Genomic DNA, 25,824 nt, shown 5'->3' on the forward strand with positions numbered 1-25,824 from the left:
GGCGAGGGCCGACGACGGCACGCTCAGACCAGCCCCGATTCCTTGATCATCTTGATCGTGGTCTCCAGATCGGCCAGGTCGCCCAGGTCGATGTCCGGCGCGTTCAGTGAGGACAGTTCGGGCAGGCCGGGCGCGCTGTCGACGCCGGCCACCAGCGGGTACTCGTACGTCTCCTCGGCGAAGTAGGTCTGCGCCTCGCGGCCCAGCAGATAGTCGACGAAGGCCCGCACGTCCGGATCCCCCGCGGACCTGTCGAGCACGCCCACGCCGGAGACATTGACGAGGGAGCCGATGTCTGCGTTCGGGAAGAAGTGATTCTTCGCCTTCAGGGCGTCGACGGTGGTGCCCTTCTCCTTGGCCAGCTCGTAGACGTAGTAGTGGTTGACGAGCCCCGTGGCGAGCCTGCCGGAGTCGACGTCGGCGACGATGGGTGCGTTGCCCTCCCTGATCTGCGCGTCGTTGGCCTTCAGCCCCGCGAGGAACTGTTCGGTCTTCTCGTCGCCGTGCTCCACGCGCATCGCGGTGATGAACGCCTGGAACGATCCGTTGGTCGGCGCGACGCCGACCTTGCCCTTCCACTGGGGCTCGGTCAGCTCGAAGACCGACTCCGGCAGACCGGCCGCAGGCACCTGGTCGGTGTTGTAGACCATGACGCGTGAGCGACCGGTGACCCCGACCCACTCGCCGCCCACTGCCCGGTACTCCGCCGGCACCTTCTCCAGCACCTCGGCCGACAGCGGGGCGAACAGCCCCCTGGCCGTCACGGCGCCCAGGGCCCCGGCATCCTGGGCGAGGAAGACGTCCGCCGGGCTCCGCTCCCCCTCCTCCATCAGCTGGGCCGCCATCTGGGCGGTATCGGCGTACCGCACCTCGACGGTGACCCCGCTGGCCTTGCGGAAGTCTTCCAGCACCGGCTTGACCAGCGATTCGCTCCGGCCGCTGTACACGGTGATCTTCTTGTCGGAGCCGGCGGCGGGGCCGGCTTCCGTCTGGTCACCGTCCGCCGATCCGCACGCCGTAACCCCCAGGGCCAGCAGACCGCCGCAGGTCGCGGCAATGACGCGCCGCACTCCGGGGGTACCCACGATCCCACTCCTCCGCTGCCGGTCGACGGGCGACAGATTGGGCATATCGCCTATATTAGGACAGCCTAACCTTAGACGCAGAGGATGGTCGGATGCGCGCGGCACGCGGGTGAATCGCGCGCGGTCGGGTCAGCTCTCAGGCTGGTCGATCAGCTGCGCGATGTAGAGGGGCTCACCCAGCTTCTCGACCAGTTCCAGTTGTGCGTCGAGGTAGTCGATGTGGTGCTCCTCGTCGGCAAGGATCGTTTCGAAGAGGTTCGCCGAGGTGACGTCACCCTTGGCACGCATGATCTCGATACCGCGCTTGAGCCGGTCGATCGCCTCGACCTCGACCTCGCGGTCCACCTGGAACATCTCGGTGACCGTCTGCCCCACCCGCACATGGAAGAGCCGCTGATAATTGGGCAGGCCCTCGAGGTAGAGGATGCGGTCGGTCAGGGATTCCGCGTGATTCATCTCGTCGAACGACTCGTGCCGCGTGTACGCCGCGAGCTTCGTCCAGCCGAAGCTCTCCTGCATCTTGGAATGGAGGAAGTACTGGTTGATCGCGGTCAGTTCCGCGGTCAACTGCTCGTTGAGGAACTCAAGGACCTCGGGGTCGCCCTGCATGACGTCGCCCTTCCGGAGAGGCCGACACCGCCACACCTCGCGTCGGCCCAGGACTCTATGGCCACCCCTCCTTCGACGATAGCCCCTGCCCGCCGAGGCACCCAACGCCCAGCGCCCCTACCGGCCGGTATCAGGGCGGTGGGGGCCGGTGGGCGGCTGGTCCGGTCGATGACGACCTGGATCTCCCCGGGCCGTCAGGCGATTTCGGTGCGGCGGCCGCCCATCGGGACGACCAGGGGGGTGCCGGCGACCGGGCATTCGATGACGGTCGCCTGGAGGCCGAAGACCTCGTGGACCAGATCCGGTGTGACGATCTCGGAGGGCGGACCGGCGGCGATCACCTTGCCGTCGCGCATGGCGATGAGATGCCCGGCGTAGCGGCAGGCGAGGTTGAGCTCGTGCAGGACCATCACCACGGTGCGGCCCTCGGTACGGTTGAGGTCCGCGACGAGTTCGAGGACGTCGACCTGGTGGGCGAGGTCGAGGTAGGTCGTCGGCTCGTCCAGCAGCAGCACCGGAGTGTGCTGGGCCAGCGCCATCGCGATCCAGACGCGCTGGCGCTGACCGCCCGACAGTTCGTCGATGGAGCGGGTCGCCAGCTCCGCCGAACCGGTCGCCGCCAGGGCGGCGTCCACCGCGGCCTCGTCGGAGGAGGACCACTGACGCCACCACCGCTGGTGTGGGGTACGGCCGCGGGCCACCAGGTCGCGTACGGAGATGCCGTCCGGCGCGCTGGGGTTCTGCGGGAGCAGGGCGAGCCTCAGCGCGAACTCCCGTGCGGACAGGCCCGCGATGTCCTCGCCGTCCAGGTGGACGGCGCCTCCGGCCGGCTTGAGCAGCCGGGCCAGGGCCCGCAGGGCGGTGGACTTCCCGCAGGCGTTCGGGCCGACCAGGGCGGTCACCTGGCCCGCCGGGATGGCGAGGTCGAGGTCCTCGGAGACGATCCGGTCGCCGTACCCCAGGCGCAGCCCGGTCGCGTGGAGCGCGGTGGGCGAGATGCCGGCGGACTGGGTCTCGGTCAGCGGGGCGGTCATGTCAGCCTCCCTTTCCGGCCCGGTTGGTACGGGCGAGGAGTAGCAGCAGGTACGGAGCGCCCACGGCGCCGGTGAGCACGCCGACGGGCAGTTCGGTCGGGGCGAGGACGAGCCGCGCGGCGAGGTCGGCGAGGATGAGAAGCACCGCTCCGGTCAACGCGCTGGTGACCAGCGGGATACCGGCGGTCCCGGCGAGCCGCCGCGCGATCTGCGGGGCGCCCAGGGCGATGAAGGCGATCGGCCCGGCCGCCGACGTAGCCAGCGCGGTGAGGCACGTGGCGAGGACCAGCAGCGCGATCCGCGCGTGCCGCAGCGGGATGCCGAGACTCCGCGCGGTGTCGTCGTCGTACTGGAGCAGCTGGTACGGGCGGGCCAGCGCCAGGGTCAACGGCAGGAGCACCACCAGCGCAAGCCCGGCCCACTGGACGTGTTCGTAGCCGCGCCCGTTGAGGCTGCCGGTCAGCCACACCATGGCTCGGGACGCTTGGTCGATGTCGGCGCGGGCCAGCATCCAGCGGGTCAGCGCGATCAGGGCGCCGTTCGCGGCGAGGCCGACGAGGACGAAGCGGTAGCCGGTGATGGTGCCGTCCCGGTACGCCAGCAGGTAGATGGCGATCGAGGTCAGCAAGGCGCCGGCGAGCGCCCCGAACGGGACCGCCGCGAAGGTGCCGGCGCCGGCCGCGGTGACTCCGCCGATGAAAATGGCGCCCACCGCGCCGGCCCCGGAGCCGGCCGCGATGCCGATCAGGTCCGGGCTGGCGAGCGGGTTGCGGGTGACGGCCTGGAACACGGCGCCGGCCAGCCCGAACGCGGCCCCCACAAGCAGGGCGGTCAGGGCGCGCGGCAGGCGGAGCTGGTGGACGATCAGGTCGGCGGCGCCGGAGCCCGTGCCCAGCACCGCGCCCAGTACATCGCCGACCGGAATCGCGAACGTACCCAGCGACACGGAGGCGATCAGGCCCGCGAACCCGGCCAGGACGAGGGCGAGGGCCACGAGCGCGACCCGGGGCCGCACGGCCACGCCGACCGGTCCGGCCTCGATCCTCAGCAGCCGCACGGTCTTCTGACGGCTCATCGTGCTCATCGGGTGTGCTCCGTGAGCTTGCCGCGCTTGACGAGCAGCGCGAGGAACGGCGCGCCGAGCAGCGCGGTCACCACACCCGCCTCCAGTTCGCCGGGACGGGCCACCATCCGGCCCACCACATCGGCGGCGAGCATCAGCGATGCCCCGCCCAGTGCCGAACACGGCACCAGCCAGCGGGCGTCGGGCCCGGTGAACGCCCGTACGACGTGCGGGACGACCAGGCCGATGAACGTCACGGGACCGGCTGCGGCGACGGCCGCGCCGGTCAGCAGGACCACGGCCAGCGCGCCCAGGGCGCGGGTGGACTTGACCGGGGTGCCGAGCGAGCTGGCCACGTCGTCGCCGAGGGCGAGGGCGTTGAGCCGGCCGCTCAGTCCGAGGGCGAGGGCGAGTCCGACGACGACGAACGGGAGCAGTTCCATCCCCAGTTGCGCGTCACGTCCGGCCAGGGAGCCCACCGCCCAGAACCGGTACTGGTCCAGGGTGCGCACGTCGAGCAGCACCAGGGTGTTGGTGCCCGCGTCGAGCAGTACGGTCACGGCCGCGCCGGCCAGGGCGAGTTTGGCGGGGGTGGCGCCGCCGTAGCCGGTGCCGCCGACTGCGTAGGCGATGAGGCCGGCCAACGCCCCGCCGAGGAAGGCGAACCAAATGTACTGGTAGGAACTCGTCAGCCCCAGCATGCCGATGCTCGCGGCGACCGCGAACGAGCCGCCCGCGCTGATGCCGATCAGACCGGGGTCGCCGAGCGGATTACGGGTGATGTCCTGGGCCACCGCGCCCGCGGCACCCAGCGCAAGGCCGACCAGCAGCCCCAGGAAGGTGCGGGGCATGCGCAGTTCGCGGACCACTACGGCGTCGCCGGCGTCGCTGCCGGCTATCGCTGCCAGGACGTCGGAGAGCGGCACGGCCTTGGTTCCGATCGCCAGGGAGGCGCAGACCATGGCGGCCACAGTGGCGAGAAGCGCCGTGAGCACCAAGGTTCGGGGGAGAACTCGTCGAGGTGGCGGGACGGTTGGGGCGGGGACCGCGAGGGCGTCGGCGGTGACGGGCTTCAGAGACACCCACACAAGGTAAGGGACGCCTAACTCACCTTGCCCCGGCACCCCCGTCTGGATCTGGCCACGCAGAGCCGCTACTCTTCACAGCGCGTTTACCCAGGCAAGGCTTACCTAAGATTTTGTGTTCCCTCTGGAGAACTGACAACCGATGAACACCTTCACTCAGCGTCGCCGGCCGGGCCGGATCGCCGCTGCCGTGCTCACGGCAGCCCTGGCCCTCTCGCTGGCCGCCTGCGGCGGCAGCAGCGACGACAAGAAGCCGGCCGCCGAGTCGTCGAAGTCGGCAGCCGAAGAGTCGGCCGGCTTCCCGCGCACGATCACCCACGACAAGGGCAAGACCGAGATCAAGGCCAAGCCCAAGCGCGTGGTGGCGCTGGACAACAGCCTGGTCGAGGCCGTAGTCGCGCTCGACGCGCCGCTGGTCGGCGGCATCGGATCCTACCGCGACCAGAAGGGCTTCCCCCCTTACCTCGGTGACGCGGTGAAGGAGACCAAGGACGTCGGCCCGCTCGACAGTCCGAACCTGGAGCAGATCGCCGCGCTCAAGCCGGACCTCATCGTGTCGGCGACCGTCCGCCACGCGGACCTCTACGACCAGCTGAGCAAGATCGCGCCGACCGTCTTCGTCAAGACCACCGGCCCGATCTGGAAGGAGAACGTCACCTTCCTCGGCCAGGCACTGGGTCAGGAGGAGCAGGCCAAGGCCAAGCTCACGGCGTACGAGACGCGCGCCAAGAAGATCGGTGACGCGATCAACGCCAAGACCAAGGGCAAGGACGGCAAGTCGCCGGCGACCTTCTCGGTGGTCCGCTTCCTCGACGGCCCCACGCGCATCTACCTGCCTGCCACCTTCAGCGGCATCATCCTGAAGGACGCGGGGCTCGCGCGGCCTGCCAACCAGCAGGACCCGAAGGAGTTCAACATCGAGATCAGCGAGGAGCAGATCGCGCAGGCGGACGCCGACCACATCTTCGTGACGACCTTCTCCGGCGGTGAGGAGCGCAAGAAGAAGTTCCTCGCCAACCCGCTGTGGAAGCGCCTGAACGCGGTCCAGAAGAACCAGGTTCACGAGGTCGAGGACGCCATGTGGATGACCTCGGTCTCCCTCCAGGGCGCGGACGTGGTCCTCGACGACCTGGCCAAGACCTTCCAGGTGGACCCCGCCAAGTAGGCGGCACCACCTACCCAACGGCCCGGCCCCGGTGGCGTACTGATGAAGTACACAGCCGGGGCCGGCCTTGGGTGTGGATGGCGGAGAGTGCGGGGCTCGCTCAGCTCTCGCCCTCGATCCGGCGCAGCCGTTCCGCGTCGCAGGTCCGGGGGCAGGTCGCGCAGGCCCGGGCCGCGTCCAGGGTGTAGTACATGCAACAGCCGAGCCGGGTGCGGGTCGGGTGCAACTGCCCGTCGCGGCCCGCCAGCCGCCTGAAGTCGGCGCCACCAGGGAAGGGCCCGATGGCGGTCGGGAGCACATCGGTCGCCTCCCGTACGGCCCGGTCCTCCTGGCCGAGGGCGCGTCCGAGGTACCAGATCCCGGAGACGAGGTCGTCGGTGACCACGCCCCACAGGGCCCGGTCCCGGCGCCGGACCCGCGGCCCGATGGCGGCCAGCAGCGGCCGTACGTGATCGGCGACGGCCGCGCGCACCTCCGCGCGCAGCGCCTCCTCGTCGGCCACCACGCGGGCGCCCGGCAGGTGCGCCGCCGGATCGCCGGGCAGGCAGACGAATCCGGCCCCCGGAACGATCTCGAACGCGCCCGTCGAGAGGTCCACGCGCACCTCCTGCGGGCGGATGCGCGATACACGCCGCTCCAGGTACCAGGCGCCGCTCATCAGCAGGCTGACGGACCAGAGGTAGTCGTGCAGCGCGCACGACGCGGCGACGTCGGGGCGCGGATCATGCCCGTGTCCCGCCCGGATACGGGCGGCCTCGGCGGCGAGGAAGGCGTCCAGGGCCTCTTGACTCTCGCCCGGTTCCGACGACTCCCCCAGTTCCGCGCCGTCGACCCACCGTCCGGGCCGTGCACCGGCCGTGGCCACCCGAACGTCCAGCGCCTCACAGACGGCCGCGAGGCGACCGTAGGTCCGAGCGAGCGTGGCAGCAGCGCCCAGGGCAGGACGCTTGGGCAACGCGATGCGGGGGGCCGTGGTCATCGGTTCTCGATCAGGTGCTGCACGGAAACTCCGACAGGAGGAGAGTAGGTAAGGCTTACCTTAGCCCAGCGATCAGCGATCACGCCTCCTCGCCATGTCGCATACCCTGAAGGCCAGTTGAAGCTAAGGGTTGGCTAACCTAAGGTGATCTTCACTGGCGGATTCCGGAATCCGTCGGCGCTGAGGCGTGCCTGAAACAGCGCCCCACCCCACTCACCCCACCCCCACTGCTCAGGATCCGGAAGGCGCTCAACCCATGCGGTTGTACCTGCTCGCGCTCAACCCCACCGACTCGGTCACCGAGGGGTTCCTCCCCGCCGCGGCCCGACTCGGCCTCGACGTCACCGTCCTCACCGACCAACCCGAGGCCCACCGCCAGGCAGGTTCGGACATCGAGATCCTGGAGTGCGACGTACGCGACTTCCGCGCGGTCATCACCCGGATATCGACCCACCACACGCCCGACGCGGTGTTCACCAACAGCGATCACCTCCAGACCCAGGCGGCCCTGGCCGCCGACTACTTCGGCCTCCCGGCCAAGGACTGGCGGACGGCGCTGCGCGTCAAGGACAAGGCCCAGATGCGCCGCCACCTCGCCGCGAGCGGACTCGACGCGGTGTGGTCGACGGAGCTGGCCGCCGGTCAGGACCCGGCCGGGCTCACCGCCCTCGACGTGCCGTACCCGTGCGTGGTCAAGCCCCGGGAAGGCGTGGCCAGCGAGGACGTGGTGCTGGTCGACGGCCCCGAGGACCTCGTCCTGCGCTGCAAGGAGATCCAGACGCGCCGCCCGCTGGCGCCCCTGGTGCTCGAGGAGTACCTGGCCGGCGAGCTCTACACCCTGGAGACTCTCGGCGACGGACACGTCCGCCACGTACTGAGCGGCTTCCACACTCAGCTGTCCGCACCCCCGTACTTCATCGAGAAACGGTTGGTCCACGTCCCCGCCCACCCCGAACCGGTGGTCGAGCAGGTCCTCGCCCAGCTCGACGCCCTCGGCGTCGGATTCGGCGTCTGCCACACCGAATTCGTCGTGCACGACGGCCGCGCCCGCATCATCGAGGTCAACTACCGGGCCATCGGCGACCAGATGGACCTGCTCCTCACCCGGCTGCTGAACATCCCGCTCTTCGAGCACATCCTCCGTACCCACCTGGGGGAGCCGCTGCCCGCCGACCTGGGCACACGCACGGACGGCGCCGCCGTCGTCGACTACCCCTGCGCCCAGAGCGCCGGCACCCTCACGGCCGCGCCCGAGGCCGCCGACCTCGTCGTGGACGGTGTCGAGCTGACGTACCGGCCGCTGCGCGCGCTGGGGGAGCGACACGAGCTCCACCACACCAACCGCGACTACATCGGAGTACTGCGCGCGGTCGGCCAGGACACGGACCAGAAGACCGTCGAGCGCGTCGCCGCCGACTACCTCGCGGCCCAGCGCTGGGAGATCGCTCCGTGAGCACGGCCGCCTCGGCCGCCACCGCCACCCACACCGACAACGAGACCGACGCCGACACCGACACCACCGAAGCGGAGCTCCTGCTCCGCGTCCTCGGTGCGCTCCTACGGGAGGACGTAGTCGGTCTGCGCACCCGCACCACGCCCGTCGACCGTGCGGACGGGCTCTGGTTGCGGCTGTCCGCCGACGCCGGCGACGCCCTGCTCCTCCCCGTCGTCGAGGACGGCTACCAGAGTGTGTACGCCGCCCGGCTGCCCCTTCTGGCCCGGGAGTCGGACGGCCGCGAACTGACCACCCACGACGAGGTCCTCGGGGCCCTGAGCGCGCTCGCCGACCCCGCCGACCGGGGAGGCTTCGACGCCTTCGCCGAGGAGTGTCGCCAGACCCTCGCGACGATGCGTCTGCACTCCCGCACCCGGGACGAGGTCGCCGCCACCCTGGCCGCCGAACACGGCACCGACCCCGCCGACTGGACCGGCCTCGCGGGCGGGCTCGCCCACGACACCCTCGCCGCGCGCCTCGACCACCCGGTGTACCCCACCGCACGCGGCCGCTCCGGCCTCGACGAGGACCAACTGCGGGCCCACGCACCCGAGTTCCACCCGCGCTTCCCGCTGCGCTGGATCGCCGTGCCGCACCAGGACCTCACCGTGGCGGGCGGCCCAGCCGCACTGCCCGCCGCCTGGCCCACCCCGGCCGCGCTCGGCCTGCCCGAACTCGACCACAGCCACCTCGCTCTCCCCGTCCACCCGCTCACCGTCGGCGCACCGCTGCGCGAGGCACTGAGCGCCGCGGGCCTGGCCGACCGGGCCGTCCTTGCCGAGCGCCCCTACCTGGACGTCGTCCCCACACTCTCCATGCGTACGGTCGCCGTCACCGACGACCCCACCCTGCACATCAAGGTCCCGATGGCCACCGCCACCCTGGGACTGCGCAACCGCCGGATCATCCGGCCCGGCTTCCTGCGCGACGGGGTCGCGGGCCAGCGCCTGCTGGAAGCCGTCATCGCACGCGAACCGCGGTTCCAGGGCTCGATCCTGCACGCCGACGAGACCGTCTACGCCCACGCCGGTCACGAGCTCCTCGCCGCGCTCTGCCGCCGCTACCCGGCCGGGCTCGACGACGCCGTCGTCACCCCGCTCGCCGCACTGCTCGCCGAAGCCCCCGGCGGCCGGCTGGTGATCGACCACCTCGCCGACCGGTTCCACGGCGGCGACCCGATCGCCCTGCTCGACGCCTGCCTCCGGCTGCTCCTCGACTGGCAGACGACCCTGTTCGGCTACGGCATCGCCCTGGAGTCGCACCAACAGAACGTCTCCCTCGTCCTCGACCACGGTCCGGCCGGTGACACCCGCGTGCGGCTGCTGCTCAAGGACGACGACAGCCCGCGCGTCAACGCCGCCCGCGTACACGCGACGCTCGGCGCCGACACCCCGCTCGACTTCGACGACGCCCGCGTCCTGTGCGACGACGACCGCCCACTCACCGACATGTTCACCACGATCACCCTGCACCTGTGCGCCGGTTCGTACGCCTTCGGGCTGGCCCGGCACGGCCGCGCGGCAGCCGGGATCTTGCTGGACCTCGTACGCGACCGGCTCGCCGAGGCGGTCGAACGGCTGGGGACCGGACCGGGCGAGCCGGGCGGCACGCTGCGCGCCCAGGTCCTGGACGCCCCACAGCTGCCCGTCAAGGCGATGGTCAGCGCCGGAACCCTGCTCAGCAAGGAACGCTCGGGCGCCGCAGACATCAACAAGCACTACACAACCGGCCCCAACTACCTGCTGCGGGCGGAGGGTTCGCAGTGAGCGCGAGCGCTCCCCCGGTCCGGCGCGCGGCGGTCGCCGGCCCGCCCTCCTCGGCCGCCCCCGAGCCCAGACCGGCCCTCGGCCGCAGGCAGGTGCACGCGGTCGCCGGCTGCTATTTCGTGGCCTCCTTCGCCGCGCTCGGCCTGCCGCCCTTCCTCACCGAGATCCTCCCGGGGCTCGGCGACCGCGACGCGAGCTGGGCCGGGGTGCTCTACATCGTTCCCACCGTCTTCGCTGCCGTCGGCGCTCCGCTGTGGGGGCGGCTCGCCGACCGGTTCGGCCGCAAACGACTGCTGCTGCGGGCCCAGTTGGGCCTGACGGTGTCCTTCCTGCTGGCCGGCTGGGCCGACTCGATCGCCGCCTTCACCGTGGCCCTGGTGCTCCAGGGCATCCTCGGCGGCACCTTCGCCGCCTCCAACGGCTACCTGGGCGCCGCGCTGGAGGGACCGGAGCTGTCCCGAGCCCTCACCCTGATGCAGGGCGCCGCCCGCGCCGCCCTGGTCTTCGCCCCGATCGTGGTGGGCAGCCTCTCGCCCTGGCTGTCCCCGCACCGCCAGTACGCCCTGCTGGCCGTCCTGCCGCTGACGGCCGCGCTGCTGATCGCCGCGCTGCCGGAATCCCGCGGCGCGCGGGACAAGCCCCGTACGCCGGCGGCCGTCGAACCCACGCCCGCAGCGGCAGCCCAGGACGAGGAGGCCCGCACCGAGCACACCACCTCCCTGCGCGGCCTGTACGGTCTGGAGTTCGCGTTCGTCTTCTCCACTGTCATCTCCTTCCCGTACTTGATCTCTCTGATCGCGGAACGCATACCGGGCACCTCTCCGGTGGTCTCCGGCATCCTCTTCGCCCTGCCCCACCTGTGCTATCTCGCCGTGGCGATGGGGGTGCACTCGGCTTTCCACCGGCGTCCCCGCCTCGGCGTGGCGCTCGGCTTCGCCTGCATAGCCCTCGGGCTGGCCGGGCACGGACTGGCCCACTCGCTCGCGACCCTGGTCGCTGTCCGGCTGCTGCTGGGCGCGGGCCTCACCCTCGGCCTCGTCTGCCTCGCCGTGATGGCCTCCGACTGTGCCAAGGGCCGGGCCCCGGGCGGGCTGTTCGGCTCGATCGAGTTCTTCTCCAAGGGCGGCGCGGTCGTCGCCGGCGTGGCCGCCGCCGCGGGCAACAGCCTGTACGGGCCATCCGCGCCCGTCCTGACCGGGACGGCCGTGGCGCTGGTCACCGTCTGCGTGACGGCCCTTCCGGCCCTGAACCCTCGCTCCCCCCGCTCTCTCCGCACCCGCTGGAGCCGTTGATGTCTCTGACCGATGCAATCGGTACCGCCCTACCCGCCACCTGCGTCGCCGTCGCCCCTTCCGCCGTCCCGGCCGGGCTGCCCACGGCCGCCGAGGCGGTCGCCCACACCCTCCTGAACTGCCTGCTGCGCGAGTTGTCCGGACCGGAACACCAGACGGCAGTGGCGGACGGCCACCTGATGCTGTGGCTGCCCCGCCGCGGGGTGCTGCTGCGCGTCGCCCTGCGCCGCACGTCGCTGCTGGGCGCGCACCGGTTCACCGGGCCCGTGCGAGAGCAGCAGGCCGGCGGCTGGGCCGAGGTCGGCTGGAGCCGCCTCGCCGAGTACGTCCAGGGCGAACTGGCCCTGCGGACCGACGTACGCAACGAGGAGTTCCAGGAGCAGATCGCCTCCAGCCACCAGGCCGTCTCGGCCGCGCTCGCCGTACGCGCCGACCGGCCCGCGACGGACACCGTGGTCGGGGACGGCGACGGGCTCGCCGCCTACCTGGAGTCCGAGCAGTCCCTCGTCTTCGGCCACCGCTTCCACCCCACCCCCAAGGCCCGTACCGGCGACACCGCCTCCTGGCTCGCGTACGCGCCCGAGACCGGCGCTTCCTTCCCACTGCGCCACCTCGCCGTCCGCGAGCACCTGATCGCGCAGGAGACCGCCACCGAGGGAGCGGCACAGGCGCTCGACCGGCTCCGTGCCGACGTCCCCGAGGGCTACCGGCTCGTGCCCGCGCATCCGTGGCAGTACGAGATGCTGCGCGAACACCCGCAGCTGCGCGCGGCGTTCGATCGCGGCGACATCCTGGACCTGGGCGCGGACGGCAAGCCCTTCGCCGCCACCGCCTCGGTGCGCACGCTGTACGACGGAGACACCTTCCTGAAGTTCAGCCTCAACATTCGCATCACCAACTGCTTGCGCAAGAACGCGAGTTACGAACTCTCCGGCGCGGTCGCCCTGACTCGCCTGCTGGCTCCGGTCCTCGCCGACCTGGAGACCCGCTTCCCCGGCACCGCCGTGCTGCGCGAGCCCGCCTACCGAAGCATCGCCCTGCCAGGCCCCGACGGCACCCCGGACCGGTCCCTCCTCGAAGGCTTCGGCGTCATCATCCGGGAGGGTCTGCCCGCCCGGCTCATGCCCGGCACCACCCCGCTGCTCGCCGCCGCCGTCGCCGACGAGTACCCCACCGGCCCCGGGCACATCTCACGCCTGCTCGCAGACGCCTCCGCCCAGACCGCCCTCGACTGGTGGACGGCCTACCTCAAGCTGCTGGTCCCACCGGTCCTGGCCGCGTACTTCGACCACGGACTCGTACTCGAACCGCACCTGCAGAACGTCGTCGTCTGCGTCGACGAGGAAGGCATGCCGGCCCAGGTCCTCTACCGCGACCTGGAAGGCACCAAGCTCGTCCCCGAGCAGCACGCGGACCTTCTCGCCGCCCTGCCGGCCGAGGTCGCGGTCCCGATGACGTACGACGCCCAGCGCGGCTGGGACCGGGTCGTGTACTGCCTGCTCGTCAACCACATCGCCGAGATGCTCGCCACCCTCGCCGACCTGCACCCGCAGTCCGAGGCCGCGCTGTGGGCACAGGTCCGCTCCACCATCCATGCGTACGCCGACCGGCACGGCTGCCCGCCGCGCCTCGCCGCCCTGCTGGCCGGGGTGCCACTGCCCGCCAAGGCAAACCTGCTCACCCGCTGGGAGCGCAAGGCCGACCGCGATGCCGGCTACGTCCGGCTCGCCTCCCCGCTCACCGAGGACGTGCTGTCCCAGGTACTGCGGCACCAGGCCGGCGACGATGACGCCCACGACACAGGGAGCGCCCGATGACCACCCCGACCCCCGCGGTGCGCGAGCGCCTGCTCTCCCTCGACAGCGGCGAACTTCCGGCCTACCTGTACGACATGACGTCGCTGCGCGAGCACGCCGCCACCGTACGGGCCGCCCTCCCGGAGCGGGTCGAGCTGTACTACGCGGCCAAGGCCAACCCGGAGGCGGAGATCCTGGCCGCCCTCGGCCCGTACGTCGACGGCTACGAGGTCTCCTCCGGCGGCGAACTCGCCCACGTGGCCAAGGGGGTGCCGGGCCGCCCGCTGGCCTTCAGCGGCCCGGGCAAGACCCCGGCGGAGCTCACGACCGCCCTCGAACTGGGCGTCGAGCGGTTCCACGTCGAAAGCCTGCACGAACTCCACATGCTGGCCGCTCTCGCCGCGCGCACCGCCCCCTGGACGACCGGCCGCCCGGCTCGCCCCGGAGTCCTGCTCCGCTTCAACCTCCCGCTGGCCGCCGCCTCCCTCGAAGGCAGCTCGCTGGCCATGGGCGGCCGTCCAACTCCCTTCGGACTCGACCCGGCCGAGGCCGACACGGCCGTCCGCCTGCTCACCGACGGTACCTACCCGCAGCTCCGGCTGCTCGGCGTGCACGCCCACCTGGCCAGTGGCCTCGACGCCCCGGAACAGCTGGCGGTCGCCGGATCGGTCGTCACCTGGGCCGCCGACCTCGCCACCCGCCACCGGGTCCGGATCGCCGAGGTCAACGTGGGGGGCGGCATGAGCGTGGACTATGCCGCCCCGGAGCGTCGCTTCGACTGGACGGCGTACGGGGCGGGCCTCGGCCGGCTCACCGGCGCGCACGCGGACCTCACCCTGCGCATCGAGCCGGGCCGCTCGCTCACCGCCTACTGCGGCTGGTACGCCACCGAGGTGCTGGACGTGAAGCACAGCCACGGCGAGGAGTTCGCCGTGGTCCGCGGCGGCACCCACCACATGCGCACCCCGGCGACCAAGGGCCACGACCAGCCCTGCAGCATCGTTCCCGTGAGCGAGTGGCCCCACCCCTGGCCGAGGCCGGCCGCCGGTACAGAGCGGGTCACCCTCACCGGCCAGCTCTGCACCCCCAAGGACCTGCTGTCCAGGAACGTGGCCGCGCCCGGCCTGCGGGCCGGCGACCGGGTGGCCTTTGGGCTCGCAGGCGCCTACGCCTGGAACATCTCGCACCACGACTTCCTGATGCACCCGCGGCCCGGCTTCCACTTCGTCACTGCGGAGCAACGCATGCGATCGAGCCCGGGTATCTGAAGGAGGCAGTCGGCCGGGTGCGTTCACCAGCAGGCGCACCCGTCCCTCGCCGTCCGGGCCGCCCCTGCACTCCCGCTTCCAGCCGCCGACGCGCTCCTCGGAGACCCAGCGCGGCCAACAGGCCGGGCAGGTGAACACCTTCGTCAAGCACCTGCTCGCCGTGCAGTCCTCGGCCCGTGTCGTCGTCCTCGGCGACCTCAACGACTTCGAGTTCTCCGGCACCATGTCCACGCTCACCAGCGGCAGCGTCCGCACCCCGCTGGCCGGCTCGCTCCCGGCCGGCGAGCGGTACACGTACGTCTACCAGGGCAACTCCCAAGCCCTGGACCACATCCTGACCAGCCCCGCCCTGACGTCGTACGCATACGACATCGTCCACATCAACGCCGAGTTCGCCGACCAGGCCAGTGACCACGACCCGCAGGTCGTGCGCCTGACCCCCAGACGCCCGACGCTCCACCACGGGGCCTGCGGCACACGCCGCACCCGGCCCCTTGGCGTTCGGCAGGCACTGCGACATCGATGTCGAGTGGCCGGAAACAGACCTGTGGGACTCGGCGATAGGTGCCGCCCCAGTGAGACTTCTTCAACCTTCTTTCATATCCGAATGGCCCAAGTCAACCCACCCAGAGGTGGTGATGCTCGCATGGCGAGACAGCTTGACGCGGACACACAGGAACCACTTAGGTGTGGCTTACCTAACCTCGAATGGGAAGAAATCAGCCATGCCAAGACCTGCCCTGCGCCCCCTCCTCCTCACCCTCCCTGTCGGGCTCCTCCTGACCGCCTGCGGCAGCACGGCAGAGGACGCCCCCAACAAGGCACCCGCCCAGCAGGGTGTGCCCGCCGGCGTGGTGGAGCAGTACACGGTGCTCGAGAAGGAGATCGCCGAGCGAGGCGGACAGACGACGGCCGGCGACTACCGCGTCGGGTACATCGTCGAGGCGGCCGAACCCTGGTTCCAGGGCGAGCACGGCGCCCACGGCAAGCTCGTCAACCGCGAGCCGGCGAAGGGCGAGACGCACCACATCGAGATCATCCCGATGGAGGCCGCGACCGGCCGCATCGTCCCCGACGTGCCGATCAGGCTCGAAGTCGTCGACGGCTCCGGCAAGGTCGTCCAGGCCCAGGACCTGAACTTCTACCACGCCACGTTCTTCCACTACGCCAACAACTTCTCCATCCCCAAGGCCGGCACGTACACGCTGCGCGCCACACTGCAGCCTCCGACGTTCCTGCGACATGGCGCGAGTGACGAGAAGCCCTCGCTCAGCGCGCCCGTCACCGTCACGTTCCCCGACGTGGCGCTGAAGAACGAGAACTGAGCCGTGGAACTCGTCACCGACGGGGCCTCGCCTGCTTCGATCCCGGTCGACCGCACGGGATCGAAGGGGGCGGCCCGACCCACCCCTGTGTGGCAGCTCGCCGTGCTGGGCGTGGTGAGCTCCGCGTTCATATCCGGCGCCTGCTGGATGTCCGGCCACGTCCATGCCGACGCCACCCTGCAGACCGCGGCCCGTTTCTTCCACGTGGCCGCACTGATCGTCGGCCTCGGATCCGTCCTCGCCGTCGACTGGTTCGCCGTCTTGTGGCTCCTCGGCCGCCGTCGGCTGTCCGACATCCTCAACACCGCCTGCACCCTGCAAGTCCCGATCTGGCTCGGCCTCGCCGGCCTCGTCGTCACCGGCCTCTTCCTCCGCCCGAACCTGCAGTCACCGCTCACCCTGCTGAAACTCGGCCTCGTCCTGGCCGTCACCGTGAACGGCCTCTACGCGCACTGGCTCGGCCAGCGCCTGGAGCGGCACCAGGACGGACAGGTGCCCCGGCACCTCCTCATCCAGTCCGGTGTGGCCGCCACAGTCAGCCAGACCGGCTGGTGGGGAGCGACCCTGATCGGCTACCTCAACAGCCAGTCCTGATCTCCGGTGGGGCCAGTGAGTGGATTGGCCATCGAATGCTCAGTGCGGCGGACACGCCCAGGAACGTGACGATGACTGCCGGGCTCACCGGTGACGGGATCTCCGGGATGCCCGGGGTGATCAGCTTGTGGGATGCCTGGGATCTCAAGCCGTTCATGCGCGGCTTGAGCCCGTACGGACCCACCTACTGAGCGCCTGCTCCGCCAGATGTTCGGCCCGCCGAAGTACGGCGGCAGCGCGCCTGCCGCCGCAATCAACGACACGGGAACCCGACTGATTTTCGTCAAGTTCCCACAAAGCCAGCTCCCGGGAAGTGCGCCCCCACCCAGCATGACCTGCACGATCAGCCAGGTGACACCCCGTCAGAACGAGCGTCACGGGCTTCAGCGTCAAGATATCGCCCGTAACGCCCACACCGCACATAATGCGCACTGGCGAAACCGCAGGTCAGGCGTCCTTCTTGACCGGCTCAAGGATCGCCACGCACTCGACATGATGGGTCATCGGAAACACGTCAACGTGAAAACAGGTTGAAGAAATCTGCAGGTCAGTGACTTGCATGCCGCAAATCGGGCTCAAGATCAATGTGCACTACGGGCGCCATGGGCACTACGTGCAGCCTCTCGACGCACGCCGTGGCCCTCCGCAAGGGCCCCGAGATCCGCCACCGGCAAGGATGTCGCGTTATGGCATTCCAAATGCCATACTCCTGTCATGGCTGACGACGACACCGACTTTCCTCCAGGCGACGGCCCCAGCAGCGGCATCTCCGTCTCCCTGACCGCCGGCACCCTGCAAGCGATCCGTGAGCGCGTCGGCAAGCGGGGTGTGTCCGCGTATCTGGAGAAGGCCGCGCAACGACAGATCGAGCGTGACAACCTGGACGAGCTGATCGCCGACTTCGACAAGACCAACGGCCCCGCCGATCCGGAAGCGGTGGCCGCCAAGCGGGCGAAGCTCACCGGCGGCACCACCTCCGAGGCTAGGACCGCCGCGTGAGCGGCGCGCTCATCCTGGACAGCGAGGGCCTGGCCAAGGCCGTGCAACGCGACCGCGAGGTCCACGAGTGGCTCACCGCCGCCCGCGACGCCGACCTTCCGGTGATCACCTCCGCAGCGGTGCTCGTCGAGGTGATCCACCCCCGGATCAACGACGCCGCACTGAAGTGGACGCTCTCCCGGCTGCGGGTCGAGCCCGTCACCCACGCTCTCGCTCAGTCCGCCGCCACCCTGCTGCGTGCGGCTGGCCTGCACGGCCACAAGTACGCCATCGACGCCATGCTCTGCGCCACCGCCCTCGCCCAGCCGGGCCGCGTCACGATCCTGACATCCGACGTCGAGGACATCGCCATGCTCACCACCGACCACCCCCGTTTGACAGCCGAGAAGGTCTGACTCACGCAGCCCCGACAGGATCGACCGACGGCACCCTCAGACGCAGGCGTCCAGGACGTCGCCTCGCCCTGGATGGGCGTCAGCCTCTCGGACGGCGAAGTCAGAATCGTCCAGAAAGGCAGCCACGGCGCGGAAGGCGTGGGACGCAGGGTCGGTTCGCGACGGACTCGGGGAGGTCCGCCGGCGACAAGGCCACCCATAGCATCGCTGTTTCCGCCGCATGCTGACCTCGTCCGCCACCGATGCCAGCCAGTCCGCAGCGCGGCACGCTGCGGATGCCCTGGACCGCTGGGTCCGTCGGCAAGGGAAGCCGCGGCGCGAGGTCGTTGAGGATCGCCGCTACGAACAAAGGCCAGACCGGCTGGCTCATGCCGTCAGGCGGAGGCCCAAGGTGGATCCGGGTGCCCCATTACTCGCGCAAGGCTGTGCCACGCCCGGCGACAGCCCGACAGGTGTCATGTCCCCCGCCCACCGACAGCCCGAGCGATTCAATGAGAGCGCCACGTGCTCCGAACAAAGCTGACCAGCACTCTCATACAACACAGGCACTGAAGAACGAGGTTGAGAGCATCCATAGCCCGGCTCCCCGCGGTCGTGCCTCAGCAGCGCTCCCTCCTCCGCTGAACGGGCCCGTCCGCTCCACTCTCACGAGTGGCCGGTCGGCCGAGACGTACCGGTGAAGACAGCAAGCAGGGCGGGGCCGCAGCTTCCATGGCTCCAGTCAGCAGCCCCGCCTTGCCCGTCCCCTGGCGGGACGTAGACATGGTGGTGTCGACGTGGCGGGCGAGTGGACGTGGGTCCACCACTGCGGGGTCGAGATCCGCACGTGTCGCTACGGCGCCCTGCTCACCAGCGCCGACAGCGGCAGCGGCAGCGCACAGATCGGGCGACGGGGCAGCGACAGTCAACGCACACCCCGGACACGCAGGACGCTGAGCCCTCCGAACAAGGTGAAGGCCGCTCCGAGCGGGAAGAGCAGTGCGTACGAGTCGGTCCCCATCACGATTGCGCCCGCCAGAGCGGGGGCGAGGATCTGCGGCGCGATCGAGGCCAGGTTCAGGACACCGATGTCCTGGGCGTACGAGCTCGACCGAGGCAACACCTGGGTCAGAAGCGCATTGTCGACGGACTCGAAGCATCCGAAGGCCAGCGCGACGACGACGGTCATGGTCACGTAGCCGGCCACGGTCGGTGAGGCGAGCGGGATGAGCAGCCCGCCGGCCATCGCCGCCGATGCCGAGCAAATGAAGATCTTACGGCGCCCGACCCGGTCCGACACGATGCCGGCCGGCACCGTCGAGATACAGATGCACAGTGCGGTGAGGCCTGCGACGACCGGCATCATGTTGATCGCGTCGTCCCCTAGCCCTATGTAGTCGTCGAGCAGGTAGAGGCTGTAGGCGTGGACGGTGAAGAAGCCGGTGTAGGTGAGGGTGCGGCTGCCGAGGGCCCACCAGAAGTCCGGGTGGGCCCTCGGTGACACGAGGAAGGTCTTCCACCAGCCCGCTCCGCTCCGCCCTGGGAGGGCATGGGCAGCGGAGCTGTTGTCGGGATCTGGGGCGACGAACAGGCGCGTGGCAGTCAGGGCGGCAGGGATGCAGCCGACGACGATGTAGGCGATCGGGAGGTTGGCCGAGGCCGCCGAACCAAGCGCGGTTCCACCGGCCGATCCCAGAAGGATTCCGAGGCCGAGGGCGGCACTGAAGCGTCCCCGCCGCTCTGCGGGGACTCGGTCCGGAAGTACTGCGGCCAGGGGTCCTTGCGCTGCGCTGAGGAACAGCTCCGAGGTGACGTAGAGAATCCCGAGAACCACCAGTGACTGAGTCCAGCCCATGGCCCACAGGACGGGGGCGGCCAGCAGGCTCCCGCCCAGGACGTAGGGGGTACGGCTTCCCGCGCGGGTACGCGTCCGGTCGGACAGCGCGCCGGCCAGGGGTTGTGCGACCAACGCGGCGATGGCACCGGCGAGCGTGAAGAGGCTTAGCACCGCGGCCTTGTCGTCGCCCGCCAAGTCCTCGATCTGGAGGGCGAGCAGGACACCGGGCACCGCGCCATACACGATGGAGATGCCGAACTGGGAGCCGCCGATCGAGAACATCAGGCGGCGGGACAGTTTGGCCTCGCCCGCGGCCTGTCCGTCTGCCGCGGCGGCGAGTGGCTCCTGCGGATTCGATGAGCCGGGTTTGAGCACGGGTCCTCCAGAAGACTTGGCAGTGCGGTGCCGGGAAGGGGAGGGCGAAGCGCAGGGGGCGGTGTGACCTGCCACACAGCAGTCGCAAGTGCACCGCAAAAGTGGCCGAGCGCACCAAGACCAGCCGCCTCTATGTGACATAGGCGGCGCTTATGGGACTGCGGCGGACCTCGGGCAGGGGCGCAGCGCGCACATCCGGCGGCGCCGTGTCGAGACCCCTCGGTGGCGAGGAGGACGGACCCTTCGGGCGATGACCAGGTTGGATGGCGGCCTCGCACGTGCCCCTTGACCGCAGGACCGGCATCGGCCCCACGCGTGGACGCGACAGGCCCCCCGATTGCTCAGCGACGGTCGCCCACGTACTGACCGCGAGGTCCGCAACCTCGGACACCCCGGCTTCATCGGCCGGCACGTTCCATGGTCGGGACGGGGCTGCCACCAATGACGATCACCTCGACATCAGGAGCCAGCCCGTCTGGTTTGCACCCCTTTCACCTTGAGGCGTGTTTGTGTGCATTCGCGTAAGTTTTATGGTTACGCTGTATTCGCAATGCCTGGGTGAGCCGCTCCGCCTCAGGCGCAACGCTGACCGGTGAAAGCCGGGCGATCTCGCCCCCTCGATGAAGGATGGCAGTGATGAAGGCAGCAGTCGTCGCGGCACCAGGGGGCGTCACCCCCGAGTACCAGGACTTTCCCGAGCCCGAGGCCGGCCAGGGCCGACAGGTCGTCTCCATGGTCGCGTCAGCGATCCACCCCGTCGTGCGGTCCAAGGCGTCGGGCGAGCACTACAGCAGCACCGGCCAGTTGCCGCTGGTGCCCGGCGTGGACGCGGTAGCGCGTACGGCGGACGGCACGGCGGTATACACAGGCGAAGTCGAGCCGCCCTGGGGCACCTTCGCCGAACGGATGGCGGTCCCTGCGGGGCTGGCCGTGCCGCTCCCGCCCGGCGCCGACCCCGTCGCCGTGGCGGCGGGGGTAAACCCGGGCATGGCGTCCTGGATGCCGCTGGTCACCCACGCGGACGAGTCCGGCACTCCGGAATCGGTGCTGATTCTCGGAGCGACCGGCGCCGCTGGCAACCTCGCCGTGCAGAACGCCCAAGCGCTCGGCGCCCGGCGGGTGATCGGCGTCGGCCGCGGTGGACCGGACCTCGAGCGCGTGGCCGGGTTCGGTGTCGAAACCGTCGAGCTGGTCAGCGACACGAGCCTGGACGCGGCCGCTATCAGTGCGACACTGGGCGACACGGCGCCCGCTCTCGTCCTGGACTTCCTGTGGGGCAGCCCGGCTGAAGCGATGTTCCAGGCGCTGGCAGGTATCCAGGGCGCGGGCGCCACGGACTACGTCGAGATCGGATCCGTGGCCGGGGAGCATTCCGCTGTACCCGCCTCGCTGCTGCGAAGCCGACCCATCCGACTCCGCGGCAGCGGCATCGGCTCCTTCGACATGCGCCGCTACATCGCCGAGGTGCCTGCCTACATCCAGCTGATCGTCGGGGGGAAGGTGCGGGTCCATGCCCGCGCGTACCCATTGTCCCAGGTAGCCGAGGCATGGACGGCATCGCAGCCCGGTCCGCGCCCCGTTCTGGTCGAGGGCTGAATCCAACCACGATTGCCCACGCGGTGCGGCCGGGCGGCGGTGATGAATCCGCCGCCCGGCGGCAGCACACCCCAAGGACTCCCATGCCCCACGGTGCCCCTGGCGCCCCCGAGGCCCCCCTCCCCGCCGTCAGGGAGGAGGCGAGCTGGATCGAGCTCTTCCTCGATCTGGTCGTCGTCGCGGGTATCGGCCTGCTCACTCACCTCCTGCACGACGGGCCCACCCTGGACGGCCTCGCCCTGTACACGCTGGCCTACTTCGCCTTCTGGACCGCCTGGACAGGCCTGACGGTCTACAGCAGCGTCCAGGGAGAGCGGGCCCGGATCACGACACTGCTGCTGGGCATGGCCGGAATGGCCGTCCTCGCCGCCTCCGCCACCGGCCTGCCCACGAGTCATGCGACGGCCTTCACCGTCGCCTACATCCTGTTGCGCCTGCTGGCGGGGCGCGTGTGGCGTCCGGGGACCGTGGTCGTGGACTGGCCCCTGGCACAGGCGGGGGTGGGCACCTTGCCCTGGATCGCCTCGCTGTGGACCGACGGAGCGCTGCGTTCCTGGCTGTGGGCGCTGGGCATCGCCCTGGACTTCATCGTCCTGTTCACCGTCTCCGGTTCGCGGATGCTCTCCGACACCCTCGCGCGCATCGAGCGCTCCCGCGCCCGCAGCGGCCCCGGCCGCGGACCCGCCAGGCAGGCGACGGCCGTCGCCGCCCGCGTCCGTCTGCCGCACATGGCTGAACGGCTCGGGCTGTACGTGATCATCATCCTCGGTGAGGGTGTCATTCAGACCGTCACGGCCTTGTCCGAGGTTCCCTGGACCGCGCCGGTCGTCGCCACGTCGCTTGGCGCGTTCATGTGCTTGATCGGCCTGTGGGCGCTCGGCCTCGTACGGGGCTTCGCGGGCATTCCGTAGCTAGGGGCGCGGGCGTTGCCCGTGCGCCTGATCATGCCGCTGCACGGGCTGACCACCGCCGTCATCGCCGCCCTCGCCGCCGCCCTGGGCATGGCCGTCGAGCACGCGGACCACCCGCTGACGGACGCGGCACGCTGGCTCCTCACCGGCTCCGCCACCGCGTATACCGCCCTGGCCGTCGTCGCCGCCCTAGCCACCACCGGTACGCGTGTACCTCTGCTCGCCTGGGCCGTCCCCGGCCTGGCCATTCCACCGCTGTTGGGCGCGTTCGGCAGCCGGCTGCCCGCCCCCTGGCTGGCGTGGGTGGTCGCCGCGCTCATCGGTTGGCAGCTCCTGTGCGGCCGATGGCCGGCCGCGCGAGCGGCCCGCTCCGCACCCGGAGCCGGCGGTACACGGCACACTGGCTGATCACGGTGCCCGACTCTCCATGGCGCGACCATGCGGAGCGCAGGTCGTTGCCGGGCTCATGGAGGAGCATGGCCTGTTCTTACGAGGCGGCCAGGTGTGTGGCCAGGTAGGCGGCAACCAGGAGACCGGTGACCACCGCCGCAGCGTACTTCTGCGGTCCGTCTCCCTTGCGCAGGTGAGTGAGAACGGCGCCGATGAGCAGGAGCAAGAGTCCGCCGCCGGCAAGGAGGCCGAGCAACGGTACGGCCAGCCCAAGCAGCAGCCCGGCCGCGCCGGCCATCTCCAGCGCACCGATGCGCCGGTAGACCGTGACGGACATGCCGCTCTCGGCGGCCAGTTCACGCATCTGCGGCAGGGCGAGCATCTTGGCCGTGCCCAGGGGGAGGAAAAACACCGCCAGCAGTACGGCGAGGACGATGGATGTGACGTTCATGTGGTGATCTGCTCTTTCTCTGCGATCGTTCTAGCGGCTCGGGACCGTGGCGAGGTGACGTTGTTGGCGCCTGAGGTGACCGTGCGGCCCTGGACCGATCCGTCGTCGGTCGCGGGCCTTCATGTCGAGCAACCCTGGAGACCCTGCTGCTCGGTCACCTCCCCCGTAACAGGCGCTCACTCGTCAGCGTCCTTGACGACGGTGCGTTGCCGGCCGAGATCGATAGCGCCGTCGTCGGTGGCCACGGTGACCTCGACCACGTCACCGTGCTTGAGGTACTTCGGGTTCTTGGCCTGGCCCTTGAAGAAGAGCTGCCATTTGACGTGGTCGGGCAGCAGGGAGACGAGGAGTTGGACGGGCTTCGGCGGGGCACTGAGGGCGGTGCCGACGGGCGTGCCGGTCAGGATGAGGTCGCCAGGGTCGAGCCGCTGGAAGCGGGCCAGGCGCTGCAGAGCCTGGACGGGCTCGTAGATCATGTCGGCGGCGGTCATGTTCTGCCGGAGTTCGCCGTTGACCCACAGCTTGAGTCGCAGGTCGGTGAAGCGCTTGAGTTCGTCCGCATCCACCAGCACCAGCGCGGGGCCGACGGGAGTGAAGGTCGGGTAGGACTTGGCCTCGTAGAACTGCGTCTGGGGCAACTGGACATCACGGGCCGAGACGTCGTTGGTCACGACGAGGCCGACGACGTAGTCGGAGAGGTTCTCCTGGGTGATTCTCGTGCCGACCGGCATCTCCCGACCGATGACGAGACCGATCTCGGCCTCGTAGTCGAGCAGGCGCACATGGCTGGGCCGGATCACGTCGTCGAGAGGGCCGCTGATGGATCCGGACGCCTTGCGGAAGAACGTGAGCGGCACGGCTTCCGGGTTGCCGTTGGTGTCCCTGACGTGCGAGACGAAGTTCGTCATCTGGGCGACGACACGGCCGGCCGCGCTGACCGGCGAGACCAGTGCGAGATCGGCGACGGCGACGTGGCCGCTGCTGCTCGTGGCTGCCGCGGCAACTGCCTCGCGGTCGGCGAGGAGTTCGGCGGTGGTGGTGGCGCCGGTCTCCACTCGGGCGGCGCCCGAGGGCGTGCTGACCCACCAGGCGTCGGCGGTACGCAGGACGGTGGTGCTCATGAGGTGGCTACCTTCATCAGGCCGCGAAGGGCGTCTCGGTCGAACTCGTTGTCCTCGCCCAGCGCACCGACCATCGCGCGCAGCTCGCGCAGCGATTCCCGGCCCGGCTTGATGCCGAGGAAGTCCTTGGAGGGCGTCGGCCCCCACTGGTACAGGCGTGACTTGCGGAGGGGCGCCCAGCCGGCTTCGAGGGTGCAGTCGAACAGGTCACCGTCACTGAAGTGCTCGACGAGGAACCCGTCCGGGTCACGCCAGTAGTCGAAGATCTGACTGCCGTCGATGTGCCGGCCTATGCCCCAGGACCGGCGGTAGCCCCGTTCGAGCAGGTACTGGCCGCCGGCGGCCAGCGAGTCAAGGTCGGCGACCTGGTACGCGGAGTGCATGTACTTGTTCGTCGGGCCGAGGTTCATCGCCACGGTGTGATGGTCGGTGGGGGTGCTGCCACGGTCGCAGCGGATGAAGCCCATGACCGGCCCGCGCTCCCGCTGCCCCTCGAAGTACTGGAAGTCGCTGACGATCAGGCCGAGGTGCTGCAGGTACCAGTCGAGCGCCTCACGGAACTTGGTCGTCTGCAGGACCACGTGACCGAGCCGCTGAACCTTCACCGGCTCCCGAGGGGGTCGCTGGCCGGCGTTCACCCGCGTGGCGTCGTGTCCGAAGTTGAACTCCAGCGGCTCCTGCCCGGGCAGCGCCGGCAGCCTGTGCGTGCCCGACACGACTCGTACCCCGAACCCGCTCGGGTCGGTCAGGTCGACGGTGACCCCGCCCAGGCTCTCCGGCAGCCTGGCGACCTTACGTCCGGTCGCGTCCGCGAGCCGCAGGACGTCCGTGTCGTCAGCGGCCCGGAAAGCCGATCCGACGAACCGTGACCGGGAGCCGCGGCGGATGATCACACAGGGCGAACCTGGGTCGGTGCCCCGCAGCTGCAGCTCGTTCACCGTGCGCAGTGACGTGGTGAAGCCGAAGGCGCGGGCGAACAGCTCAGCCCGCTTCAGGTCGGGCTTCTCGAACTCCACCCAAGCGAGGTCGTGCACCTTGACGATCGGATCGCGCGCCCTGCCCGTGTGCTCGCCCCGCATCGCGCCCTGCTCACTGTGCAGATCGGTGTGCGGGTCCCTCTGGCCGTTCATGATCGCGCCCCTTTCCCTCTACTGACGATATCGTCATCTTCGATGGCATCGTCAGTCAAGTGAAGTGACGATTTCTTCACTGCT

Annotated in this window: 23 protein-coding genes and 2 pseudogenes; 14 read left to right on the forward strand and 11 right to left on the reverse strand. The window is 70.3% G+C overall.

Annotated elements, in window-relative coordinates; all coding sequences use genetic code 11:
• Positions 1 to 23: 23 nt before the first annotated feature.
• From ACFV9D_RS19695 to ACFV9D_RS19715, 5 genes are all read right to left on the reverse strand, one after another.
• Complete coding sequence (locus ACFV9D_RS19695; RefSeq protein ID WP_385147399.1) at positions 24 to 1,085, reverse strand: iron ABC transporter substrate-binding protein; 1,062 nt, start codon at positions 1,083 to 1,085, stop codon at positions 24 to 26.
• Positions 1,086 to 1,214: 129 nt separating this feature from the next.
• Complete coding sequence (gene bfr / locus ACFV9D_RS19700) at positions 1,215 to 1,694, reverse strand: bacterioferritin (RefSeq protein ID WP_385147402.1); 480 nt, start codon at positions 1,692 to 1,694, stop codon at positions 1,215 to 1,217.
• A gap of 194 nt (positions 1,695 to 1,888) precedes the next feature.
• Positions 1,889 to 2,728, reverse strand: coding sequence for an ABC transporter ATP-binding protein (locus tag ACFV9D_RS19705; RefSeq protein ID WP_385147405.1), 840 nt, complete (start codon positions 2,726 to 2,728; stop codon positions 1,889 to 1,891).
• 1 nt (position 2,729) lies between these two features.
• The gene (locus tag ACFV9D_RS19710; protein WP_385147408.1) at positions 2,730 to 3,812 is read right to left on the reverse strand and encodes a FecCD family ABC transporter permease; all 1,083 of its coding nucleotides are present in this window, start codon (positions 3,810 to 3,812) and stop codon (positions 2,730 to 2,732) included.
• Positions 3,809 to 4,873: a FecCD family ABC transporter permease gene (locus ACFV9D_RS19715; protein WP_385147411.1), complete on the reverse strand. Its 1,065-nt coding sequence runs from the start codon at positions 4,871 to 4,873 to the stop codon at positions 3,809 to 3,811. The genes ACFV9D_RS19710 and ACFV9D_RS19715 overlap by 4 nt, the downstream gene beginning before the upstream one ends.
• 145 nt (positions 4,874 to 5,018) lie before the next feature.
• Between ACFV9D_RS19715 and ACFV9D_RS19720 the strand changes: the two genes are divergently transcribed.
• Entirely contained in the window at positions 5,019 to 6,041 is a 1,023-nt protein-coding gene (locus ACFV9D_RS19720; protein WP_385147414.1) for an ABC transporter substrate-binding protein, read from the forward strand.
• Positions 6,042 to 6,141: 100 nt separating this feature from the next.
• On the opposite strand, the gene ACFV9D_RS19725 is transcribed toward ACFV9D_RS19720, so the two are convergent.
• Positions 6,142 to 7,020: a (2Fe-2S)-binding protein gene (locus tag ACFV9D_RS19725; RefSeq protein WP_385147417.1), complete on the reverse strand. Its 879-nt coding sequence runs from the start codon at positions 7,018 to 7,020 to the stop codon at positions 6,142 to 6,144.
• A gap of 256 nt (positions 7,021 to 7,276) precedes the next feature.
• Between ACFV9D_RS19725 and ACFV9D_RS19730 the strand changes: the two genes are divergently transcribed.
• The 8 genes and pseudogenes from ACFV9D_RS19730 to ACFV9D_RS19765 all read left to right on the forward strand — a co-directional run bounded on the left by ACFV9D_RS19730 (position 7,277) and on the right by ACFV9D_RS19765 (position 16,556).
• Entirely contained in the window at positions 7,277 to 8,473 is a 1,197-nt protein-coding gene (locus ACFV9D_RS19730; RefSeq protein ID WP_385147420.1) for an acetyl-CoA carboxylase biotin carboxylase subunit family protein, read from the forward strand.
• Complete coding sequence (locus ACFV9D_RS19735) at positions 8,470 to 10,281, forward strand: IucA/IucC family protein (RefSeq protein WP_385147423.1); 1,812 nt, start codon at positions 8,470 to 8,472, stop codon at positions 10,279 to 10,281. Before ACFV9D_RS19730 ends, ACFV9D_RS19735 begins: the two co-directional genes overlap by 4 nt.
• A gap of 92 nt (positions 10,282 to 10,373) precedes the next feature.
• Positions 10,374 to 11,573 (forward strand): MFS transporter, encoded by a 1,200-nt coding sequence (locus tag ACFV9D_RS19740; protein ID WP_385147727.1) that lies wholly within the window; start codon positions 10,374 to 10,376, stop codon positions 11,571 to 11,573.
• Positions 11,573 to 13,390: an IucA/IucC family protein gene (locus ACFV9D_RS19745; RefSeq protein WP_385147425.1), complete on the forward strand. Its 1,818-nt coding sequence runs from the start codon at positions 11,573 to 11,575 to the stop codon at positions 13,388 to 13,390. Before ACFV9D_RS19740 ends, ACFV9D_RS19745 begins: the two co-directional genes overlap by 1 nt.
• On the forward strand, positions 13,387 to 14,637 hold the full coding sequence (locus ACFV9D_RS19750) for a type III PLP-dependent enzyme (protein WP_385147428.1): 1,251 nt from the start codon (positions 13,387 to 13,389) through the stop codon (positions 14,635 to 14,637). The genes ACFV9D_RS19745 and ACFV9D_RS19750 overlap by 4 nt, the downstream gene beginning before the upstream one ends.
• Positions 14,638 to 14,698: 61 nt before the next feature.
• Positions 14,699 to 15,073: pseudogene (locus tag ACFV9D_RS19755) on the forward strand (endonuclease/exonuclease/phosphatase family protein); the annotation flags it as partial.
• A 289-nt stretch (positions 15,074 to 15,362) separates the two neighbouring features.
• On the forward strand, positions 15,363 to 15,962 hold the full coding sequence (locus ACFV9D_RS19760) for an iron transporter (RefSeq protein WP_385147430.1): 600 nt from the start codon (positions 15,363 to 15,365) through the stop codon (positions 15,960 to 15,962).
• A gap of 3 nt (positions 15,963 to 15,965) precedes the next feature.
• The gene (locus tag ACFV9D_RS19765) at positions 15,966 to 16,556 is read left to right on the forward strand and encodes a hypothetical protein (protein ID WP_385147433.1); all 591 of its coding nucleotides are present in this window, start codon (positions 15,966 to 15,968) and stop codon (positions 16,554 to 16,556) included.
• Here the strand turns inward: ACFV9D_RS19765 and ACFV9D_RS19770 are convergent.
• A pseudogene (locus ACFV9D_RS19770) lies at positions 16,540 to 16,695 on the reverse strand (TerC family protein); the annotation flags it as partial. The gene ACFV9D_RS19765 and the pseudogene ACFV9D_RS19770 overlap by 17 nt on opposite strands.
• A gap of 575 nt (positions 16,696 to 17,270) precedes the next feature.
• Here ACFV9D_RS19770 and ACFV9D_RS19775 point away from each other — a divergent pair.
• Together ACFV9D_RS19775 and ACFV9D_RS19780 are read left to right on the forward strand one after the other, a co-directional pair.
• On the forward strand, positions 17,271 to 17,555 hold the full coding sequence (locus ACFV9D_RS19775; RefSeq protein WP_385147435.1) for a hypothetical protein: 285 nt from the start codon (positions 17,271 to 17,273) through the stop codon (positions 17,553 to 17,555).
• The gene (locus tag ACFV9D_RS19780) at positions 17,552 to 17,950 is read left to right on the forward strand and encodes a PIN domain-containing protein (RefSeq protein ID WP_385147438.1); all 399 of its coding nucleotides are present in this window, start codon (positions 17,552 to 17,554) and stop codon (positions 17,948 to 17,950) included. The genes ACFV9D_RS19775 and ACFV9D_RS19780 overlap by 4 nt, the downstream gene beginning before the upstream one ends.
• A gap of 904 nt (positions 17,951 to 18,854) precedes the next feature.
• Here ACFV9D_RS19780 and ACFV9D_RS19785 read toward each other — a convergent pair.
• Positions 18,855 to 20,141: an MFS transporter gene (locus tag ACFV9D_RS19785; RefSeq protein WP_385147441.1), complete on the reverse strand. Its 1,287-nt coding sequence runs from the start codon at positions 20,139 to 20,141 to the stop codon at positions 18,855 to 18,857.
• Between the two features lie 636 nt (positions 20,142 to 20,777).
• Here ACFV9D_RS19785 and ACFV9D_RS19790 point away from each other — a divergent pair.
• The 3 genes from ACFV9D_RS19790 to ACFV9D_RS19800 all read left to right on the forward strand — a co-directional run bounded on the left by ACFV9D_RS19790 (position 20,778) and on the right by ACFV9D_RS19800 (position 23,056).
• Positions 20,778 to 21,737: a zinc-binding alcohol dehydrogenase family protein gene (locus tag ACFV9D_RS19790; protein WP_385147444.1), complete on the forward strand. Its 960-nt coding sequence runs from the start codon at positions 20,778 to 20,780 to the stop codon at positions 21,735 to 21,737.
• A gap of 83 nt (positions 21,738 to 21,820) precedes the next feature.
• Positions 21,821 to 22,648 carry a low temperature requirement protein A gene (locus ACFV9D_RS19795; RefSeq protein WP_385147446.1) on the forward strand — a complete coding sequence of 276 codons (828 nt, stop codon included), beginning with the start codon at positions 21,821 to 21,823 and terminating at the stop codon, positions 22,646 to 22,648.
• A gap of 15 nt (positions 22,649 to 22,663) precedes the next feature.
• Positions 22,664 to 23,056 (forward strand): hypothetical protein, encoded by a 393-nt coding sequence (locus ACFV9D_RS19800; RefSeq protein WP_385147449.1) that lies wholly within the window; start codon positions 22,664 to 22,666, stop codon positions 23,054 to 23,056.
• Between the two features lie 79 nt (positions 23,057 to 23,135).
• On the opposite strand, the gene ACFV9D_RS19805 is transcribed toward ACFV9D_RS19800, so the two are convergent.
• The 3 genes from ACFV9D_RS19805 to ACFV9D_RS19815 form a co-directional block, all read right to left on the reverse strand.
• Positions 23,136 to 23,489 carry a DoxX family protein gene (locus tag ACFV9D_RS19805; protein WP_385147451.1) on the reverse strand — a complete coding sequence of 118 codons (354 nt, stop codon included), beginning with the start codon at positions 23,487 to 23,489 and terminating at the stop codon, positions 23,136 to 23,138.
• Between the two features lie 176 nt (positions 23,490 to 23,665).
• A complete protein-coding gene (locus ACFV9D_RS19810; protein ID WP_385147454.1) occupies positions 23,666 to 24,610 on the reverse strand; it encodes a fumarylacetoacetate hydrolase family protein in 945 nt (314 codons plus the stop codon).
• Positions 24,607 to 25,740 (reverse strand): VOC family protein, encoded by a 1,134-nt coding sequence (locus tag ACFV9D_RS19815; protein WP_385147457.1) that lies wholly within the window; start codon positions 25,738 to 25,740, stop codon positions 24,607 to 24,609. Before ACFV9D_RS19815 ends, ACFV9D_RS19810 begins: the two co-directional genes overlap by 4 nt.
• Positions 25,741 to 25,824 lie beyond the last annotated feature (84 nt).

Source organism: Streptomyces sp. NPDC059875, assembly GCF_042731085.1.
In the GTDB taxonomy this organism is placed as follows: domain Bacteria; phylum Actinomycetota; class Actinomycetes; order Streptomycetales; family Streptomycetaceae; genus Streptomyces.